The 16441-nt window shown below is 63.7% G+C and carries 30 protein-coding genes and 1 pseudogene; all 31 read left to right on the top strand.

What is annotated here, in order from left to right; translation table 11 throughout:
- Positions 1–170: pseudogene (gene tuf, locus QZY48_RS29530) on the top strand (elongation factor Tu); the annotation flags it as partial.
- Positions 171–174: 4 nt separating this feature from the next.
- Complete coding sequence (gene rpsJ, locus QZY48_RS29535; protein WP_100921353.1) at positions 175–486, top strand: 30S ribosomal protein S10; 312 nt, start codon at positions 175–177, stop codon at positions 484–486.
- Between the two features lie 10 nt (positions 487–496).
- On the top strand, positions 497–1150 hold the full coding sequence (gene rplC / locus QZY48_RS29540; RefSeq protein ID WP_295437372.1) for a 50S ribosomal protein L3: 654 nt from the start codon (positions 497–499) through the stop codon (positions 1148–1150).
- A gap of 2 nt (positions 1151–1152) precedes the next feature.
- Positions 1153–1764, top strand: a complete 612-nt coding sequence (gene rplD / locus QZY48_RS29545) for a 50S ribosomal protein L4 (protein WP_100921351.1) — start codon at positions 1153–1155, stop codon at positions 1762–1764.
- Positions 1761–2066 carry a 50S ribosomal protein L23 gene (gene rplW / locus QZY48_RS29550; RefSeq protein ID WP_295437374.1) on the top strand — a complete coding sequence of 102 codons (306 nt, stop codon included), beginning with the start codon at positions 1761–1763 and terminating at the stop codon, positions 2064–2066. Before rplD ends, rplW begins: the two co-directional genes overlap by 4 nt.
- Before the next feature lie 50 nt (positions 2067–2116).
- On the top strand, positions 2117–2944 hold the full coding sequence (rplB, locus tag QZY48_RS29555) for a 50S ribosomal protein L2 (RefSeq protein WP_100921349.1): 828 nt from the start codon (positions 2117–2119) through the stop codon (positions 2942–2944).
- Positions 2945–2974: 30 nt separating this feature from the next.
- Positions 2975–3253 (top strand): 30S ribosomal protein S19, encoded by a 279-nt coding sequence (gene rpsS / locus QZY48_RS29560; protein WP_100921348.1) that lies wholly within the window; start codon positions 2975–2977, stop codon positions 3251–3253.
- A 14-nt stretch (positions 3254–3267) separates the two neighbouring features.
- A complete protein-coding gene (gene rplV / locus QZY48_RS29565; protein WP_295437378.1) occupies positions 3268–3600 on the top strand; it encodes a 50S ribosomal protein L22 in 333 nt (110 codons plus the stop codon).
- 17 nt (positions 3601–3617) lie between these two features.
- Positions 3618–4319, top strand: a complete 702-nt coding sequence (gene rpsC, locus QZY48_RS29570; RefSeq protein WP_295437380.1) for a 30S ribosomal protein S3 — start codon at positions 3618–3620, stop codon at positions 4317–4319.
- A 3-nt stretch (positions 4320–4322) separates the two neighbouring features.
- The gene (gene rplP / locus QZY48_RS29575) at positions 4323–4736 is read left to right on the top strand and encodes a 50S ribosomal protein L16 (protein WP_100921345.1); all 414 of its coding nucleotides are present in this window, start codon (positions 4323–4325) and stop codon (positions 4734–4736) included.
- A complete protein-coding gene (rpmC, locus tag QZY48_RS29580) occupies positions 4736–4936 on the top strand; it encodes a 50S ribosomal protein L29 (RefSeq protein WP_100921344.1) in 201 nt (66 codons plus the stop codon). The genes rplP and rpmC overlap by 1 nt, the downstream gene beginning before the upstream one ends.
- The gene (gene rpsQ / locus QZY48_RS29585) at positions 4933–5193 is read left to right on the top strand and encodes a 30S ribosomal protein S17 (protein WP_100921343.1); all 261 of its coding nucleotides are present in this window, start codon (positions 4933–4935) and stop codon (positions 5191–5193) included. Before rpmC ends, rpsQ begins: the two co-directional genes overlap by 4 nt.
- 79 nt (positions 5194–5272) lie before the next feature.
- Entirely contained in the window at positions 5273–5641 is a 369-nt protein-coding gene (gene rplN / locus QZY48_RS29590; protein ID WP_100921342.1) for a 50S ribosomal protein L14, read from the top strand.
- 12 nt (positions 5642–5653) lie between these two features.
- On the top strand, positions 5654–5971 hold the full coding sequence (gene rplX / locus QZY48_RS29595) for a 50S ribosomal protein L24 (RefSeq protein WP_295437383.1): 318 nt from the start codon (positions 5654–5656) through the stop codon (positions 5969–5971).
- A 42-nt stretch (positions 5972–6013) separates the two neighbouring features.
- On the top strand, positions 6014–6553 hold the full coding sequence (gene rplE / locus QZY48_RS29600; RefSeq protein WP_100921340.1) for a 50S ribosomal protein L5: 540 nt from the start codon (positions 6014–6016) through the stop codon (positions 6551–6553).
- A gap of 25 nt (positions 6554–6578) precedes the next feature.
- The gene (rpsN, locus tag QZY48_RS29605; RefSeq protein WP_295437385.1) at positions 6579–6884 is read left to right on the top strand and encodes a 30S ribosomal protein S14; all 306 of its coding nucleotides are present in this window, start codon (positions 6579–6581) and stop codon (positions 6882–6884) included.
- Positions 6885–6989: 105 nt separating this feature from the next.
- Positions 6990–7385, top strand: coding sequence for a 30S ribosomal protein S8 (rpsH, locus tag QZY48_RS29610; protein WP_295437387.1), 396 nt, complete (start codon positions 6990–6992; stop codon positions 7383–7385).
- Positions 7386–7397: 12 nt separating this feature from the next.
- The gene (gene rplF, locus QZY48_RS29615) at positions 7398–7931 is read left to right on the top strand and encodes a 50S ribosomal protein L6 (protein WP_295437388.1); all 534 of its coding nucleotides are present in this window, start codon (positions 7398–7400) and stop codon (positions 7929–7931) included.
- 12 nt (positions 7932–7943) lie between these two features.
- Positions 7944–8300 carry a 50S ribosomal protein L18 gene (rplR, locus tag QZY48_RS29620; RefSeq protein WP_295437390.1) on the top strand — a complete coding sequence of 119 codons (357 nt, stop codon included), beginning with the start codon at positions 7944–7946 and terminating at the stop codon, positions 8298–8300.
- A gap of 10 nt (positions 8301–8310) precedes the next feature.
- The gene (rpsE, locus tag QZY48_RS29625) at positions 8311–8817 is read left to right on the top strand and encodes a 30S ribosomal protein S5 (RefSeq protein WP_100921335.1); all 507 of its coding nucleotides are present in this window, start codon (positions 8311–8313) and stop codon (positions 8815–8817) included.
- A 3-nt stretch (positions 8818–8820) separates the two neighbouring features.
- Positions 8821–9036: a 50S ribosomal protein L30 gene (gene rpmD / locus QZY48_RS29630; protein WP_295437392.1), complete on the top strand. Its 216-nt coding sequence runs from the start codon at positions 8821–8823 to the stop codon at positions 9034–9036.
- On the top strand, positions 9026–9460 hold the full coding sequence (gene rplO, locus QZY48_RS29635) for a 50S ribosomal protein L15 (protein WP_295437394.1): 435 nt from the start codon (positions 9026–9028) through the stop codon (positions 9458–9460). The genes rpmD and rplO overlap by 11 nt, the downstream gene beginning before the upstream one ends.
- Positions 9461–9475: 15 nt before the next feature.
- Entirely contained in the window at positions 9476–10828 is a 1353-nt protein-coding gene (secY, locus tag QZY48_RS29640) for a preprotein translocase subunit SecY (protein ID WP_295437396.1), read from the top strand.
- Positions 10829–10987: 159 nt separating this feature from the next.
- The gene (gene rpmJ / locus QZY48_RS29645) at positions 10988–11101 is read left to right on the top strand and encodes a 50S ribosomal protein L36 (protein WP_083925006.1); all 114 of its coding nucleotides are present in this window, start codon (positions 10988–10990) and stop codon (positions 11099–11101) included.
- Positions 11102–11184: 83 nt separating this feature from the next.
- Entirely contained in the window at positions 11185–11541 is a 357-nt protein-coding gene (gene rpsM / locus QZY48_RS29650; RefSeq protein WP_295437398.1) for a 30S ribosomal protein S13, read from the top strand.
- A gap of 37 nt (positions 11542–11578) precedes the next feature.
- Positions 11579–11968 (top strand): 30S ribosomal protein S11, encoded by a 390-nt coding sequence (gene rpsK, locus QZY48_RS29655; protein WP_100921330.1) that lies wholly within the window; start codon positions 11579–11581, stop codon positions 11966–11968.
- 14 nt (positions 11969–11982) lie between these two features.
- The gene (gene rpsD, locus QZY48_RS29660; RefSeq protein ID WP_100921329.1) at positions 11983–12603 is read left to right on the top strand and encodes a 30S ribosomal protein S4; all 621 of its coding nucleotides are present in this window, start codon (positions 11983–11985) and stop codon (positions 12601–12603) included.
- 26 nt (positions 12604–12629) lie between these two features.
- Positions 12630–13643, top strand: coding sequence for a DNA-directed RNA polymerase subunit alpha (gene rpoA / locus QZY48_RS29665; protein ID WP_100921328.1), 1014 nt, complete (start codon positions 12630–12632; stop codon positions 13641–13643).
- Between the two features lie 21 nt (positions 13644–13664).
- On the top strand, positions 13665–14051 hold the full coding sequence (gene rplQ / locus QZY48_RS29670; RefSeq protein WP_295437403.1) for a 50S ribosomal protein L17: 387 nt from the start codon (positions 13665–13667) through the stop codon (positions 14049–14051).
- Between the two features lie 492 nt (positions 14052–14543).
- On the top strand, positions 14544–15293 hold the full coding sequence (locus tag QZY48_RS29675; protein WP_295437405.1) for an SAM-dependent chlorinase/fluorinase: 750 nt from the start codon (positions 14544–14546) through the stop codon (positions 15291–15293).
- A gap of 71 nt (positions 15294–15364) precedes the next feature.
- On the top strand, positions 15365–16147 hold the full coding sequence (locus QZY48_RS29680) for a tellurite resistance TerB family protein (protein WP_295437407.1): 783 nt from the start codon (positions 15365–15367) through the stop codon (positions 16145–16147).
- The last annotated feature ends 294 nt before the right edge of the window (positions 16148–16441 follow it).

Raw genomic sequence — 16441 nt, forward strand, 5'->3', positions numbered from 1 at the left:
CGGGTGCCTGCACCCTGCCGGAGGGCATCGAGATGGTGATGCCGGGGGACAACGTGAAGATGGTGATCAAGCTGATCAACCCGATTGCCATGGAAGACGGGCTGCGTTTTGCCATCCGTGAGGGTGGCCGCACCGTCGGCGCCGGCGTCGTCGCCAAGATCCTCGAGTAGGTCAATGAACAACCAAAGAATCCGCATACGCCTGAAGGCCTTCGACCACCGCCTGATCGATCAGTCGGCACGCGAAATCGTCGATACCGCCAAGCGCACCGGCGCCCAGGTTCGCGGCCCCGTACCACTGCCATCCAAGAAGGAGCGCTGGACCGTATTGGTGTCCCCCCACGTCAACAAGGACGCGCGGGACCAATACGAACTGCGTACCCATAAGCGCCTGATGGATATTGTCGATCCTACCGACAAGACCGTCGATGCGCTGATGAAACTGGACCTGGCGGCGGGCGTCGACGTCCAGATCAAGCTGAGCTGAGGGCGCAATCATGACGATTGGAGTGATCGGGCGTAAAGCCGGCATGACCCGCATCTTCACCGAGGCCGGGGAAAACATCCCGGTGACGGTGGTCGAGGTCCCCCCGAATCGGGTGAGCCAGGTGAAGACCGAGGATACCGACGGCTATCGGGCCGTGCAGGTGGCCTTCGGGACCCGCCGGGCGTCGCGCGTGACCAAGCCGATGGCTGGACACTACGCCAAGGCCGGTGTCGAGGCCGGCGAGTGTCTGGGCGAGTTTCGCCTGGAAGGCGATGAGGGTGCGGAACTGGCGGTCGGGCAGGAGATCTCGGTCGGGATCTTCGCCCCGGGGCAGATGGTGGACGTGCGCGGCGTGACCAAGGGTCGCGGCTTCTCCGGCGGCGTGCGGCGTCACCACTTCCGCACCCAGGACGCCACCCACGGTAACTCGGTCTCGCACCGGGCGCCGGGCTCCATCGGTCAGAACCAATCCCCGGGCCGCGTCTGGAAGGGCAAGAAGATGGCCGGCCACCTGGGTGCCGTGACCCGTTGTCAGCAGAGCCTCGAGGTGGTGCGGGTGGATGCCGAGCGCAACCTGCTGCTGATCCGGGGCGGTGTGCCCGGCCCCACCGGTGGGCGCCTGGTCGTGGTGCCGTCCGTGAAGTACAAGAACAAGGGCAAATAGTCATGGATCTCGTGATTCGAAATGACGCCGGTGGTGCCAGGGTCGAGGTCTCCGATGCCGTGTTCGGCGTCGAACTCAAGACCGGGCTGATCCATCAGGTCGTCACCGCTTATCTCGCCGGGGCGCGCTCCGGCACCAGTGCCCAAAAGACGCGTGCCGAGGTCTCCGGCGGTGGGCAAAAGCCCTGGCGCCAGAAGGGCACCGGGCGTGCCCGGGCCGGCACCTCGCGTGGTCCCCTGTGGCGTCACGGCGGCGTGACCTTCGCGTCCCGGCCGCGGGATTACACGCAAAAGGTCAACCGCAAGATGTACCGCGGGGCCGTCTGCTCGATCCTGTCCGAGTTGGCCCGCTCTGAGCGCCTGGTCGTCGTCGGGGACTTTGCGGTCGCCGCGCCCAAGACCAAGGAATTGCTCGGGCTACTGAAGGGGCTCGCGGTGACGGATTGCCTGATCATCACCGATGAACTCGATGAGAACCTCTATCTGGCAGCGCGCAACCTCCCGGGCGTGGACGTCATGTCCGCCCAGGAAGTGGACCCGGTCAGCCTGATGGCCTTTGAGACCGTGGTCGCCACGCAGGCGGCCGTCCGCAAGCTGGAGGAGCGTCTGTCATGAACCCGGGCCAGAACAAAGAACGGCTGATGAAGGTCCTGTTGGGGCCCCTGGTGTCGGAGAAGACCGCCCGGATTGCCGATTCCGATCAGTACGGCTTTCGCGTCGCCACCGACGCCGACAAGCGCGAGATCGGCCGCGCGGTCGAACTGATGTTCGAGGTCGAGGTGGCGGGCGTCCAGGTGGTCAACGTCAAGGGCAAGGAAAAGCGCGTCGGTAAGCGCTTGGGCCGGCGTCAGGATTGGCGCAAGGCCTATGTCCGGTTGAAGCCCGGGCACAACATCGATTTCGGCGTCGGCGCCTGAGCCCGGCCCCACTAACCCGGACCAAAGCCGGATCAAGCGGATAGACGAACATGCCAATCGTAAAGTCCAAACCGACCTCCCCCGGACGCCGGTTTGTCGTCAGGGTGGTGTCACCGGACCTGCACAAGGGCGCCCCCTACCACCCCCTGGTGGAGAATCAGACGCGCCATGGTGGTCGTAACAACCAGGGGCGCATCACGGTGCGCCATCAGGGCGGCGGCCATAAGCAGCACTACCGGATCGTCGATTTCAAGCGCCAAAAGGACGGGATCCCCGCGGTGGTTGAGCGGTTGGAGTATGACCCGAACCGCAGTGCCCATTTGGCCCTGCTCAAGTACGCCGACGGCGAGCGTCGTTACATCATCGCCGCCAAGGGACTCAAGACCGGCGGGCGGGTGCAGTCCGGCGAGGGTGCGCCGATCAGTGTCGGCAATTGTATGCCCCTGCGCTATGTCCCGGTGGGTGCCCAGGTGCACTGTATCGAGATGCGCCCGGGCAAGGGTGCGCAATTGGCGCGCTCGGCCGGGGCCTCGGCGCAACTGGTCGCCCGCGAAGGCGAGTATGCGACGCTGCGTCTGCGCAGCGGTGAGATGAGAAAGGTTCATACCGATTGCAGGGCGGCGATCGGTGAGGTAGGCAACACGGAGAACAATCTCCGCAAGCTCGGCAAGGCGGGTGCGACCCGCTGGCGTGGCGTCCGTCCGACGGTTCGTGGTGTCGTCATGAACCCGGTCGACCATCCCCACGGCGGCGGCGAAGGTCGTACCTCCGGTGGCCGTCATCCGGTAACCCCCTGGGGTGTGCCGACGAAGGGCTACAAGACGCGTAAGAACAAGCGGACGGACGGCATGATTGTGCGCCGTCGCGGCCGTAAGTAAACCCGCAAGTAAGCAAGACGAGGTTCTGAAGTGCCACGTTCAGTTAGAAAGGGACCCTTTATCGACCACCACCTGGCGAAGAAGGTGGAAGAAGCGGTCGCGCAAAACAGCAAGCGCCCGATTAAGACCTGGTCGCGCCGCTCCATGGTCCTACCAGAGATGGTAGGTCTGACCATCGCGGTCCATAACGGACGTCAGCACATTCCGGTGCTCGTCAACGAAAACATGATCGGCCACAAGCTCGGCGAATTCGCGCTCACCCGGACTTACCGGGGTCACGCCGCCGACAAGAAGGCGAAGAAGAAGTAGCCGGAGTGCCTGAGATGCGAGCCGAAGCAAAATTAAAATATGCCCGAATATCCGCGCAAAAAGCGCGGCTGGTCGCCGACCAGATTCGCGGTCAACCCGTCGAACAAGCCCTCAACACCCTCGCCTTCAGCACCAAGAAGGGTGCCGAGTTGATCAAGAAGGTGCTTGAGTCTGCGATCGCGAACGCCGAGCACAACGCCGGCGCGGATATCGATGCCTTGCGGGTCGAGTCGATCCAGGTCAACGAGGGGCCGACGATGAAGCGAATCATGCCGCGGGCCAAGGGGCGCGCCAATCGCATCATGAAGCGGACCAGTCATATCACCTTGACGGTGGCGGAAGCCTAAGGGGCCAGGGGACCAGTATGGGACAGAAAGTTCATCCGATCGGCTTCCGCTTGGGCATCGTCAAAGATTGGACGTCCAAGTGGTATGCCAACACGCGTGATTACGCGGACATGCTCAACAAGGATCTCGCGGTGCGCGCCTTCCTGAAGAAGGAATTGGCGAGCGCCTCCGTGAGCCGCATCCAGATCAACCGCCCCGCCAAGAACGCCCACATCACCATCCACACGGCGCGTCCGGGTGTGGTGATCGGCAAGAAGGGCGAGGACATCGACAAGCTGCGCGGCAAGGTGTCGGCGATCCTCGGGGTGCCGGTGCATATCAGCATCGAGGAGATCCGCAAGCCGGAACTCGACGCCCAGTTGGTGGCCGAGGGGATTGCCCAGCAGTTGGAACGCCGTATCATGTTCCGGCGGGCCGTCAAGCGCGCCCTGCAGAATACGATGCGCCTGGGTGCCGAAGGCATCAAGGTTGCCGTGGCGGGGCGTTTGAACGGTGCTGAAATTGCACGTAACGAGTGGGCGCGTGAGGGGCGGGTGCCGTTGCATACCCTGCGTGCCGACATCGATTACGGCTTCGCCGAGGCCCGCACCACCTACGGTGTGCTCGGGGTCAAGGTCTGGATCTTCAAGGGCGAGGTGTTCGGCGATCAACTCCCCGAAGAGCCGGTCGTCAAGCAGCCCGCGCGTCGGGAACGTGAACGCGAGCGGGAAAGGGGTTAAGTCATGCTGCAACCGAAACGCACCAAGTACCGAAAGCAACAGACCGGGCGCAATCGCGGTCTGGCCCAGAGCGGCAACCGGGTCTCGTTCGGCGAGTTCGGACTCAAGGCGATCGGTCGCGGACGCCTGACCGCCCGCCAGATCGAGGCCGCGCGCCGCGCGATCAGCCGCAAGGTCAAACGTGGCGGCAAGCTGTGGATCCGCGTCTTCCCGGATAAGCCGGTGTCGAAGAAGCCCCTGGAAGTCCGTATGGGTAAGGGCAAGGGTAACGTCGAGTACTGGGTCGCGCTGATTCAGCCCGGCCGGGTCCTCTACGAGATCGAGGGGATCAGCGAAGACCTGGCCCGTGAAGCCTTTACGTTGGCGGCGGCCAAGCTGCCGATACAGACCACCTTTGAGCGACGGACGATTCTGTGATGAAGGCGAAAGAGCTTCGGACCAAGAGCCCCGAGACGCTTCAGGAGCAACTTGAGGGTCTCCTGCGCGAGCAGTTCAATCTGCGTATGCAGCGGGGTGTGGGGCAACTCACCCGCCCCTCCCTGATGCGGGCGGTACGCCGTGAGATCGCACGGATCAAGACGGTGATGACAGAATTGCAGGCGGGCGCGAAATCATGAGCGACGAAAACCAGATCAACCGGACCCTGAGCGGCCGCGTGGTCAGCAGCGCGATGGACAAGACGGTCACCGTGTTGATCGAGCGCCGGGTGAAGCACCCCCTGTACGGCAAGTTTCTGACCCGCTCGACCAAGATCCATGCCCATGACGAGGCCAACGCCTGCGGCGAGGGTGACCTGGTGCGGGTGGAGCAGTGCCGGCCTTTGTCGAAGACCAAGAGCTGGCGCCTGCTCGAGATCGTCGAGAAGGCCCGCTAGGAACCCCCTGGGCCTGCCGTGCGGTCCCCGGTCTTTGTCGTATGCGGCCGTCGCCATCAGCAACACTAGGTAGAGAACAATGATTCAGATGCAAACCCATCTGAGCGTCGCCGACAACAGCGGCGCCCGGAACGTCATGTGCATCAAGGTGCTCGGCGGCTCGCATCGACGCTACGCCGGCATCGGCGATGTGATCAAGGTCACCGTCAAGGATGCGATCCCGCGGGGCAAGGTCAAGAAGGGCGATGTCTACAACGCGGTGGTCGTGCGTACCCGCAAGGGTGTACGGCGCCCGGACGGGTCGGCCATCCGCTTCGATGGTAATGCAGCGGTGCTCCTGAACAACCAGCTCCAGCCCATCGGCACGCGCATCTTCGGACCCGTGACGCGCGAACTGCGCGGCGAGCGGTTCATGAAGATCATTTCACTCGCACCCGAAGTGCTGTAAGGAGCGGCTGCCATGCAAAAGATCAAGAAAGGCGATGACGTGATCGTCATCACCGGACGGGACAAGGGCAAGCGGGGTACCATCCTCAAGCTGCTCGCCGACGACCTGGTCCTGGTCGAGAACGTGAACATGGTCAAGAAGCACCAAAAGGCCAATCCCCAAAAGGGACAGGCCGGGGGCATCATCGACAAGGCGATGCCGCTTGCCGTCTCCAACGTCGCCCTCTACAACCCGCAGAAGGGCGCCGGCGATCGGGTGGGATTCAAGGTCCTCGACGACGGCCGCAAGGTCCGGGTGTTCAAATCGAATGGCGAAGTGGTTGACGTCTGAGTCCCACGTCACCGCCCGGCCTTGGAATGAGTAGGTAGCGAAATGTCCAGATTGCAGACTGTATACCGCGAGCGCATTGTCGGTGAGCTGAAGGAGAAATTCGGCTTCCGCAGTGTCATGCAGGTGCCGCGGATCGAAAAGATCACCCTGAACATGGGTGTGGGCGAGGCCATCGCCGACAAGAAGGTCATGGATTTCGCGGTCGGTGACATGCGCGCCATTGCCGGGCAGCAGCCGATCGTGACCAAGGCCCGGCTGTCGGTCGCCGCCTTCAAGATCCGTGATGGCTGGCCGATCGGTTGCAAGGTGACCCTGCGCCGCGAGCGGATGTACGAGTTCCTGGATCGGCTGATCAACATCGCCATCCCCCGTATCCGCGACTTTCGCGGCCTGAGCGGCAAGTCCTTCGACGGGCGCGGAAACTACTCCATGGGCGTGAAGGAACAGATCATGTTTCCGGAGATCGACTACGACAAGATCGACACTCTGCGCGGTCTCGACATTACGATCACCACCTCGGCGCGCACTGACGAGGAGGCCCGTGCCCTCCTTGTGGCGTTCAATTTCCCTTTCCGCAACTGAAGCGGCCGGTACTCAAGGAAACACCATGGCGAAGACCAGCATGATCGTCCGTGACCAGCGGCGCAGCGAGATCGCTGCCAAGTTCGCGCCCAAGCGCGCCGCTCTCAAGGCCGTGATCAACGACCGCAAGGCGACCCCTGAGCAGATCGACGAGGCGCTCGCGAAGCTGCAAAAGCTGCCGCGCGATGCCAGTCCGACGCGCCAGATGTTACGCTGCCGGATCACCGGGCGGCCGCACGCGGTCTATCGGAAATTCGGGCTCTCGCGCAATAAGCTGCGTGAGGCCGTGATGCGCGGCGACGTGCCGGGTGTCGTCAAGGCGAGTTGGTAGGGACGCCGAGCGGCGTATCCGGCGAAGGCTGGATGAGCATTGGAATTTCGGGTATCGCACCATTATGGTGGTCTGACCCACAACCGTGTTCTTTAGGAGCAGCACATGAGTATGTCGGATCCGATTGCGGACATGCTGACACGCATCCGCAACGGCCAGCAGCGCGGCAAGATCACGATCTTGATGCCGTCCTCCAAGAAGAAGCTCGCCATTGCGAACTTGCTGAAGGAGGAAGGCTATATCGCCGACGTGCAGGTCGAGACCAATGGTTGCAAGGCGCAACTGGTCGTCAAGCTCAAATACTATCGCGGCAAGCCCGTGATTGAATTTCTGAAGCGCGTCTCCCGGCCCGGGTTGCGTATCTACCGCAGCCACGGGGAATTGCCATGCGTTTGGGCTGGCCTGGGCGTGGCGATCGTCTCCACCTCGCAGGGGCTGATGACCGACCGTGCGGCCCGCCAGGCGGGTCACGGCGGCGAAATCATCGCCTTCGTGGCGTAGGGGGATAAAGCTATGTCACGCGTCGCAAAGGCCCCGATCACCGTCCCCAAGGGGATCACGGTGCAATTGGCTGGTCAGTCTGTGAAGGTCGAGGGCACCAAGGGGTCCCTGGAGTGGACGGTTCACCCCACGGTCACGGTCGTGCTTGACGATGGGGTCATCTCCGTCGCGCCGGCCGCCGGTCAGGCGGGTGCCTGGGCCATGGCCGGGACTACCCGGGCCGTGCTCAACAACATGGTGGTGGGCTGCAGTACCGGGTTTTCACGCAAGTTGACCCTGGTCGGCGTCGGCTATCGGGCCGCGGCCAAGGGCGAGGTGTTGACGCTGAGCCTTGGGTTCTCGCATCCGGTAGACTATCCGGTCCCGGCCGGCATCACCGTCGTGACCCCCACCCAGACTGAGATCATCGTCAGTGGGGCCGACCGCCAGCGGGTGGGACAGGTGGCCGCGGAGATCCGCGCCTACCGCCCGCCGGAGCCCTACAAAGGCAAGGGTGTTCGTTACGCGGACGAGGATGTCCTGCGTAAGGAAGCCAAGAAGAAATAAGGGGTATAGCCAATGGACAAGAAACAGGCTCGGTTGCGTCGGGCGGCTCGTACCCGCGCCAAGATTCGCGAACTGGGTGAGTATCGGCTGTGCGTTCACCGCACGCCGCAACACATCTATGCGCAGATCATCGCCCCGGAAGGGGATAAGGTGGTCGTCAGCGCATCCACGGTCGAGAAGGATTTCCGCCAATCGATCGAGGGGCATAAGGGTAACGCGGGCGCCGCGGCAACCATCGGCAAGGCGATCGCAGAGCGAGCCCTGACGAAGGGAATTGAAAAGGTGGCGTTCGACCGCTCCGGGTTCCGCTATCACGGGCGCATGAAGGCGCTCGCCGACGCTGCCCGCGAGGGCGGACTGAAATTCTAGGGGCTGTACCATGTCGAACTTCAATCCCAAGCCGGAAGGCGATGGCCTTCTGGAAAAGCTGGTGGCGGTCAACCGTGTCGCCAAGGTAGTCAAGGGCGGCCGTCAGTTCGGGTTTGCCGCGCTGACGGTGGTCGGTGACGGCAAGGGCCGGGTCGGCTATGGCCGCGGCAAGGCCCGTGAGGTGCCGGTGGCGATCCAGAAGGCCATGGAGAGCGCCCGCAAGAACATGATCGACGTCAAACTCCGGGGCACCACCCTGCAGTATCCGCTGCAAGGTCGGCACGGGGCGGCGAAGGTGTTCATGATGCCCGCCTCCGATGGTACCGGGATCATCGCCGGCGGTGCGATGCGCGCGGTCTTCGAGGTGCTGGGCGTGGCGAACGTACTCGCCAAGTGCATCGGTACCAACAATCCGATCAATGTGGTGCGCGCCACCGTCGCGGGTCTCAAGGGGATGACTGATCCCGAGACCATTGCCGCCAAGCGCGGCAAGACGGTCGAGCAGATCCTGGGGTAGGCAATGCCAACGAACACGCCCGACAAGAAGATGATGAAGGTCACGCTCGTGCGCAGCATGCACGGGCGCTTGGCCACCCATAAGGCCTGCGTGCGCGGCCTGGGGTTGCGGCGGATGCACCAGGTGGTGGCGGTCGAGGACAGTGCCTGCACCCGCGGCATGGTCAACGCCGTCTCCTATATGGTCAAGGTGGTCGAGGAGGCCGCAGATGCGTCTTAATGAATTGAAGCCCGATGCCGGAAGCAAGGCCCCCGCCAAGCGCCGCGGCCGTGGGATCGGCAGTGGCTTGGGCAAGACCGGCGGGCGCGGCCACAAGGGGCAGAAGTCCCGTGCGGGCGGCTACCACAAGGTGGGTTTCGAGGGTGGCCAGATGCCCTTGCAGCGGCGCCTGCCCAAGGTCGGCTTTCGCTCCCGGACCGCCTCGGCCTTCGAGGAGATTCGCTTGGGCGAACTCGGTCGGATCGAGGGTGAGGTCGTGGACCTGGCGGCGCTCCTGCGGGCGGGCCTGATCAAGCGCTCGACCACGGGGGCCAAGATCATCGTTTCCGGTGCCGTCACACGGGCGCTGACGGTTCGCGGTATCGGTGTCACCAAGGGTGCCCGCGCCGCGATCGAGGCGGCCGGCGGCAAGGTCGAGGACTAACCAGGATCCCTGCCGATGGCTAAAAACCCCTCATCGATGGGACAGGCGCTCGCCGGCATGGGGCGCCTGACCGAACTGAAGCAGCGCCTGCTCTTCCTGGTCGGGGCGCTGCTGGTGTATCGCATCGGCACCTTCATTCCGGTCCCTGGGGTCAACCCCCATGCGCTGGCCCTGCTGTTCGAGCAAAATAAGGGCTCGATCCTGGACATGTTCAACATGTTCTCCGGGGGTGCGCTGGAGCGTGCCAGCCTGTTTGCGCTGGGGGTCATGCCCTACATCTCCGCGTCGATCATCGTGCAATTGATGACGTCGGTGCTCCCGCAGCTCGAACAGTTGAAGAAGGAGGGCGAACAGGGACGGCGCAAGATCACCCAATACACCCGCTACGGGACTGTCGTGCTCGCGTCCTTCCAGGCGCTGGGAATCTCGATGGCCCTGCAGGGTCAGACCGCCGGCGGTACCTCGCTGGTCACTCAGGCCGGTGTCGGCTTCGTGTTTACCGCCACGGTGTCTTTGGTTACCGGGACCATGTTCCTGATGTGGCTGGGTGAGCAGATCACCGAGCGCGGCGTGGGCAACGGGATCTCGATGATCATCTTCTCCGGCATCGTCGCGGGCCTGCCGGCGGCGCTCGGCGGTACCCTGGTGCTGGTGGAGAATGGGGAGATGAACCCCATGGCCGTGCTGGTCATGCTCGCCATGGTGGTCGGGGTGACCGCCTTTGTGGTGTTCGTGGAGCGCGCACAACGGCGCATCACCGTCAACTACGCGCGGCGACAGCAGGGGCGCAAGCTCATGCAGGCGCAGAGCACACACCTGCCGTTGAAGATCAACATGGCCGGCGTGATTCCGCCGATCTTCGCCTCCAGCATCCTGCTCTTTCCCGGCACCCTGGGGCAGTGGTTCGCGAACGACGAGAAACTGCGCTGGATCTCGGATATTACCTCGAAGCTCTCACCGGGGGAGCCGATCTACGTGATCCTCTACGCCTCGGCGATCATCTTCTTCTGTTTCTTCTACACGGCGCTCGTGTTCAATGCGCGCGAGACCGCAGATAACCTGAAGCGCTCCGGGGCCTTCATCCCGGGTATCCGGCCCGGTGAGCAGACCGCCAAGTATATCGACACCGTGATGACCCGGCTGACCGCGGTCGGCGCCATCTATATCACCGCCGTCTGTCTGCTGCCGGAGTTCCTGATCGTCGGTTATCACGTCCCCTTCTACTTCGGCGGCACCTCGCTGTTGATCGTGGTGGTCGTGATCATGGACTTCATGGCCCAGGTCCAGGCCCATCTCATGTCGCATCAGTATGAGGGCCTGATGAAAAAGGCGAACCTCAAGGCGCCGGGCGCGGGCATGTTGCGCTAATCACCTGCCGACCAGGCCCGCCCGGCGGGCCCGGTCGGTGCGCCGTCGGCGCCGGATGATCTGCCGGCGGCGCCCCCGCGCGAGCAGTGCGTGACGGCCAGCCGCAGCGGCGGCCGGGGCCTCTGCCCCGCGGGGCGAATGAATCCTTAGGAGAAGAGAATGAAAGTACGAGCATCGGTCAAGAAGCTGTGTCGCAACTGCAAGATCGTGCGGCGCAACGGGATTGTGCGGGTCATCTGCAAGGACCCGCGCCACAAGCAGCGCCAGGGTTGACGATCGTCTGGTTGACTCCGGCCAGACTTCTGTTACGATACGCGGTTTACCGCTCCGCATCCAGGACTTGAGGGTTTCGAGCCATGGCCCGTATAGCCGGCGTTAACATTCCAGAAAAGAAGCACACAGTGATCGCGTTGACCGCGATTTTCGGTATTGGCCGGGTGCGGGCCGGCGAAATCTGCGACGCCGCAGGCGTGTCGCGCGCCACCAAGGTCCAGAGCCTCTCCGAGGAGGACGTGGACAAGCTTCGCGTCGAGGTGGCGAAATACACCGTCGAAGGCGATCTCCGGCGCGAGATCTCAATGAACATCAAGCGCTTGATGGACCTCGGCTGCAACCGCGGCATCCGTCATCGTCGCGGGCTGCCGTTGCGTGGCCAGCGGACCCGTACCAACGCCCGGACCCGCAAGGGACCGCGGCGTCCCATCAAGCGTTAAGGCCGCGCAGATGATGCGCTCCGGCTGGTAAAGGCGAATGGCTAAACCGACTCGTACCGTAAAGAAAAAGGTCCGGAAGCAGGTGGCGGATGGGATTGCCCACGTCCATGCCTCCTTCAACAACACCATCATCACGATCACTGACCGCCAGGGCAACGCGCTCGCGTGGGCGACCTCGGGTGGATCAGGGTTCCGCGGGTCGCGCAAGAGCACCCCGTTCGCGGCCCAGGTCGCGGCCGACAAGGCCGGTCAAGCGGTCAAGGAATATGGTGTGCGCAATCTGGATGTGAATGTGAAGGGCCCCGGCCCCGGGCGCGAGTCCGCGGTGCGCGCACTCAACAATGCCGGTTTCAAGATCACCAGTATCACTGACGTGACACCGATCCCGCACAACGGCTGTCGCCCGCCCAAGAAGCGGCGCGTCTGAGGGAGCTATAGAAAATGGCACGTTATACAGGCCCAACCTGCAAACTGGCGCGACGCGAGGGCACCGACCTTTCCCTCAAGAGCCGGGCGCGCGCGCTCGATACCAAGTGCAACCTCGAGAAGCAGCCCGGCCAGACCGGCGACCGGCGCCGCCGCCTCTCCGATTACGGCGTCCAGTTGCGCGAGAAGCAGAAGGTGCGTCGGATTTACGGGTTGTTGGAGCGCCAGTTCCGCAACTATTACATGAAGGCCGCGCAGTCGAAGGGTGCGACCGGTGAGAACCTGTTGCAGATGCTCGAGCGTCGTCTCGACAACGTCGTGTTCCGGATGGGTTTCGGTTCGACCCGGGCCGAGGCGCGGCAGCTCGTCTCCCATAAGTGCATCCTCGTCAACGGGCGGGTCGTGAATGTCGCGTCCTTCCCGGTGGGTCCGGAGGATGCGGTAGAGGTCCGCGAGGCAGCGAAGAAGCAGGTGCGCGTGCAAAACGCCCTGGCCTTGGCCGAGCAGTACGGCTTTCCCGATTGGGTAGAGGTCGATACCAAGGGCCTGAAGGGTGTTTTCAAGCGTGTTCCGGATCGCTCCGACCTGCCTGCTGACATCAATGAATCGCTGATCGTCGAGCTGTACTCCAAGTAAGGAGTAACTCCACAAGGGGGTACCGAATGACTGAAGCTATCGGCGAGTTTCTACGTCCGCGGATTGTTCAGGTCGAACCGGTCGACGGCAGTCTGAATCATGCGCGGGTGTCTCTGGAGCCCCTGGAACGGGGCTTTGGGCATACCCTGGGGAACGCCCTGCGGCGCATTCTCCTGTCGTCCATGTCCGGCTGCGCCGTCACCGAGGTGGAGATCAACAGTGTTCTGCACGAGTACACCACCCTGGCGGGCGTGCAGGAAGATGTACTGGAGATCCTGCTCAACCTCAAGAACCTTGCCATTTCGCTGAACGGCAAGGACGAGGCGACCTTTGCGCTGAATAAGAAGGGTCCGGGCACCGTGACCGCGGCGGATATCGACCTGGGGCATTCGGGCGTCATCGCCAACCCGGGCCTGATCATCGCCAACATCACCACGGATGCGGAACTCAGTATGACCTTGACGGTTCGCCGGGGTATCGGCTATGAGCCGGCGACCCAGCGCGACATCGATGGGACCGAGGACCGGCCGATCGGCCGCCTGCCGCTGGACGCCTCGTTCAGCCCCATGCGGCGGGTGTCCATCGAGGTCCAGTCGGCGCGGGTGGAGCAACGCACCGATCTGGATCGTCTGGTGATCGATCTGGAGACCAACGGGACCATCGACCCCAAGTCGGCGATCCAGCGGGCGGCCCAGATTCTCCAGAATCAACTGGCCAGTTTCGTGGCCCTTGAGGGCGCGGCCCCGAGCGACGGCGCAGCGCAAGAGGTTCCGCAGGGACCGGCGATCGACCCGATCCTGTTGCGCCCGGTGGACGATCTGGAACTGACGGTCCGCTCCGCCAATTGTCTCAAGGCGGAGAACATTTATCTGATCGGCGATCTGATCCAGCGCACCGAGGTGGAGCTGCTGAAGACGCCGAATCTCGGCAAGAAGTCCCTGACGGAGATCAAGGATGTCCTTGCCACTCGTGGTTTGTCGCTGGGGATGCGCCTGGAGAACTGGCCCCCCGAGAACATCGACGAACTGAGCATTCGCTAACAGATACCGGGATCACGGACCATGCGTCACCGCAAAGCCGGAAGGCACCTAAATAGAACGAGTTCGCACCGCGAGGCGATGTTTCGCAACATGGCCGCGTCCCTGTTTCGGCACGAACTGATCCAGACCACGCTGCCCAAGGCCAAGGAATTGCGTCGGGTAGCGGAGCCATTGATCACGCTGTCCAAGATCGACTCGGTCCACACGCGTCGCCTGGCGTTCGCCCGGTTGCGCGACAAGGAGGTCGTGGGTAAGTTGTTCGTCGAACTCGGACCCCGTTATCAGGCCCGCCCCGGCGGTTACCTGCGCATCTTGAAGTGCGGCTTCCGGGCCGGGGATGCGGCCCCGATGGCCTATGTGGAACTGGTCGACCGGCCCGAGCGCACCTCGGCCGCCGACGAGGACTGAGTCGGCGGCTCACGCTGGATGCAATAAGCCGGGCTCTGCCCGGCTTTTTGTTGATTCTTTAGTGCCCGGTTTCAGCTTATCGTGCGTCGACCCCAACGGGTCGAACATACCAGCCCAGGGCAACGCCCTGGGTACGGGTTATCGCAGAATTTAGCCCTGAAAGGGCGTGACATAACGGCGTGGCTCCTTGTCGAAACGCTGATGAAATCGCCCGGAGTCGATCTGATGCTAAGAAAAGCATTATCTTAGAGCGCCCACCCTGGGTTCAATCAGCGTTTCCTTATGTCTCGCCCTTTCAGGGCTAGGCCGAATAAACAACGCTATCCCAGGGCGTTGCCCTGGGCTGGTATATCACGCCCCTTCGGGGCTTGAGCAGGCGCAAGAACAGCCGAAACGGGGTACTAAACCGCGTCCAGAACGAGATGCGTCGTTTCGGATGCACCGGTCTCGGGACAACTACGTTTCCCAATGTAGTCGCGGTTTAGTAACGCCATGAATGCAACCCCCATCGAACGCATCGCACTGGTGACCGACTTCGGTGCCGGCATCTATGTCGGCCAGGTGATGGCGCGGCTCAGCGGCCTGCCGTCCGGTGTCCCGGTCATCGACCTGGTGCATGACCTGCCGCCCTTTCGCCCGGACCTGGCCGCCTACCTCCTGCCCGCGCTGGTGCGCGACCTGCCGCGCGGCACCCTCTACCTGTGCGTGGTGGACCCCGGTGTCGGGGGCGAGCGTGCGGGACTGGTCCTGGCGGCCGGCGACGATCTGTTCATCGGTCCGGACAACGGGCTCTTGAGTCAGGTCGCGCGACGCTGCAAGGGTGCGCGACCGCGGCGCATCGACTGGCAACCCCCATGGACCTCGAACAGCTTTCACGGGCGCGACTGGTTCGCCCCGGTGGCCGCCGCCCTGTGCCGCGGCGAGGCCATGCTGCTCACCGACCTGGACGCCGGTGCCCTCGTCGGTGCCGACTGGGCCGACGACCTGCCCGTCGTGGTCTATGTCGATACCTATGGCAACCTGATGTGCGGGCTGCGCCCGCCCGCCGATCCGCCCGGGGCGCAACTGCGCGCGGCCGGGCGCACCCTGGCGTATGCCCGCACCTTCTGCGAGGTGCCCCCCGGGCAGCCGTTCTGGTACGAGAACGCCCTGGGCCTGGTCGAGATCGCCGTCAACCAGGGGCGCGCCGACCGGGTGCTGGGACTCGCGCCCGGCGATCCGGTGCAATTTCATTCCGGGTAGCACTGGAAAAGGGGTTGCGACGACGCAATCTCCCCTGCGCGACAACATCAACCACCAGCGCGGAGCGATCGATGGCGAACTTGAGTGAACTCGTCGGTACCTTCATCCAGAACACGATGTCTCCCTCCGGCGGGGAGCGGGTCGGCAATGTCCTCAAAGACCTGCAGGCCAATGTCGGCAACATGGTCAACCGCCAGGGAGGGGCCGGCGGCATCCTGGACAAGGTGCTGGCACAGGCCAAGACCACCCTGGGCAATGCCTCCCAGAACCCCGCGCAGGCGGCCGGTCTCGGCGCCGTGCTCGGGTCCCTGCTGGGCGGCGGCGGCAGTTCAGTCTCCGGCGCCATCAAAGGCGGGGCCCTGGCGATGCTCGCCGGCATTGCCTACAAGGCCCTGACCAATGCCGGCCAGGGGGCCGAGGGTGGGTCGGCGCCGGTGTTCAGCGGCGGTGCGGTACCGGTCGGTATGACGGCGGCGCAGACCCCGGCGGACCATCAGGTCCTGGCGAACACCGCGGAATTGGTCATCAAGGGCATGATCAACGCCGCCAAGGCGGACGGGGAGGTGAGTGCGGATGAGATCACCCGCATCGTCGGTAAGCTCAAGGAGGCCGGCATGACCGGGGACACGGAGGCCTGGATCATGAAGGAACTGCGCCAGCCCCTGGATCTCGACGCCTTCGCCGCCGCCATCCCCAACCAGGAGGTGGCCGCCCAGGTCTATGCCGCCTCGCTCCTGGCGATCGAGGTCGACACCCCCCAGGAAGTGGCCTACCTGGCCGACCTGGCCAGGAAGACCGGCCTCGATGCGACGGTTGTGCAAAATATCCAGCAGACGCTTGGGGCCAAGGTCTGAGCGGTCCGCCCGCAGCCTAGGCACTGACACTCGCTACCGGGTCAACATCATCGGCCAATCAGCCAACTGCCGGAATTCCTCCGGATGACTCTGTCGCGACACCGCGGGAGCGCGGTGTCGCGAGCCGGAAAGCGCGCACGCTGCGGCGGGGCCTGTCGTTCACTCGCACCTGGCTGTCGGAGCCCCGCCCGGGGTGCGATCAGAGCTGATGTGGCGACCGAGATCCCGGGTACGCTGTCGTTGTCGTTGTCGTTGTCGTTGTCGTAATCGAATAATCCGACCACGACCACGACA

The organism is uncultured Thiodictyon sp., from assembly GCF_903828115.1.
Taxonomy (GTDB): Bacteria; Pseudomonadota; Gammaproteobacteria; order Chromatiales; family Chromatiaceae; genus Thiodictyon.

Excerpts from the sequence above, each read along its gene's own strand:
- rpsJ (WP_100921353.1), top strand. The coding sequence starts at position 175 with ATGAACAACCAAAGAATCCGCATACGCCTGAAGGCCTTCGACCACCGC.
- rplC (WP_295437372.1), top strand. The coding sequence starts at position 497 with ATGACGATTGGAGTGATCGGGCGTAAAGCCGGCATGACCCGCATCTTC.
- rplD (WP_100921351.1), top strand. The coding sequence starts at position 1,153 with ATGGATCTCGTGATTCGAAATGACGCCGGTGGTGCCAGGGTCGAGGTC.
- rplW (WP_295437374.1), top strand. The coding sequence starts at position 1,761 with ATGAACCCGGGCCAGAACAAAGAACGGCTGATGAAGGTCCTGTTGGGG.
- rplB (WP_100921349.1), top strand. The coding sequence starts at position 2,117 with ATGCCAATCGTAAAGTCCAAACCGACCTCCCCCGGACGCCGGTTTGTC.
- rplV (WP_295437378.1), top strand. The coding sequence starts at position 3,268 with ATGCGAGCCGAAGCAAAATTAAAATATGCCCGAATATCCGCGCAAAAA.
- rpsC (WP_295437380.1), top strand. The coding sequence starts at position 3,618 with ATGGGACAGAAAGTTCATCCGATCGGCTTCCGCTTGGGCATCGTCAAA.
- rplP (WP_100921345.1), top strand. The coding sequence starts at position 4,323 with ATGCTGCAACCGAAACGCACCAAGTACCGAAAGCAACAGACCGGGCGC.
- rpmC (WP_100921344.1), top strand. The coding sequence starts at position 4,736 with ATGAAGGCGAAAGAGCTTCGGACCAAGAGCCCCGAGACGCTTCAGGAG.
- rpsQ (WP_100921343.1), top strand. The coding sequence starts at position 4,933 with ATGAGCGACGAAAACCAGATCAACCGGACCCTGAGCGGCCGCGTGGTC.
- rplN (WP_100921342.1), top strand. The coding sequence starts at position 5,273 with ATGATTCAGATGCAAACCCATCTGAGCGTCGCCGACAACAGCGGCGCC.
- rplX (WP_295437383.1), top strand. The coding sequence starts at position 5,654 with ATGCAAAAGATCAAGAAAGGCGATGACGTGATCGTCATCACCGGACGG.
- rplE (WP_100921340.1), top strand. The coding sequence starts at position 6,014 with ATGTCCAGATTGCAGACTGTATACCGCGAGCGCATTGTCGGTGAGCTG.
- rpsN (WP_295437385.1), top strand. The coding sequence starts at position 6,579 with ATGGCGAAGACCAGCATGATCGTCCGTGACCAGCGGCGCAGCGAGATC.
- rpsH (WP_295437387.1), top strand. The coding sequence starts at position 6,990 with ATGAGTATGTCGGATCCGATTGCGGACATGCTGACACGCATCCGCAAC.
- rplF (WP_295437388.1), top strand. The coding sequence starts at position 7,398 with ATGTCACGCGTCGCAAAGGCCCCGATCACCGTCCCCAAGGGGATCACG.
- rplR (WP_295437390.1), top strand. The coding sequence starts at position 7,944 with ATGGACAAGAAACAGGCTCGGTTGCGTCGGGCGGCTCGTACCCGCGCC.
- rpsE (WP_100921335.1), top strand. The coding sequence starts at position 8,311 with ATGTCGAACTTCAATCCCAAGCCGGAAGGCGATGGCCTTCTGGAAAAG.
- rpmD (WP_295437392.1), top strand. The coding sequence starts at position 8,821 with ATGCCAACGAACACGCCCGACAAGAAGATGATGAAGGTCACGCTCGTG.
- rplO (WP_295437394.1), top strand. The coding sequence starts at position 9,026 with ATGCGTCTTAATGAATTGAAGCCCGATGCCGGAAGCAAGGCCCCCGCC.
- secY (WP_295437396.1), top strand. The coding sequence starts at position 9,476 with ATGGCTAAAAACCCCTCATCGATGGGACAGGCGCTCGCCGGCATGGGG.
- rpmJ (WP_083925006.1), top strand. The coding sequence starts at position 10,988 with ATGAAAGTACGAGCATCGGTCAAGAAGCTGTGTCGCAACTGCAAGATC.
- rpsM (WP_295437398.1), top strand. The coding sequence starts at position 11,185 with ATGGCCCGTATAGCCGGCGTTAACATTCCAGAAAAGAAGCACACAGTG.
- rpsK (WP_100921330.1), top strand. The coding sequence starts at position 11,579 with ATGGCTAAACCGACTCGTACCGTAAAGAAAAAGGTCCGGAAGCAGGTG.
- rpsD (WP_100921329.1), top strand. The coding sequence starts at position 11,983 with ATGGCACGTTATACAGGCCCAACCTGCAAACTGGCGCGACGCGAGGGC.
- rpoA (WP_100921328.1), top strand. The coding sequence starts at position 12,630 with ATGACTGAAGCTATCGGCGAGTTTCTACGTCCGCGGATTGTTCAGGTC.
- rplQ (WP_295437403.1), top strand. The coding sequence starts at position 13,665 with ATGCGTCACCGCAAAGCCGGAAGGCACCTAAATAGAACGAGTTCGCAC.
- QZY48_RS29675 (WP_295437405.1), top strand. The coding sequence starts at position 14,544 with ATGAATGCAACCCCCATCGAACGCATCGCACTGGTGACCGACTTCGGT.
- QZY48_RS29680 (WP_295437407.1), top strand. The coding sequence starts at position 15,365 with ATGGCGAACTTGAGTGAACTCGTCGGTACCTTCATCCAGAACACGATG.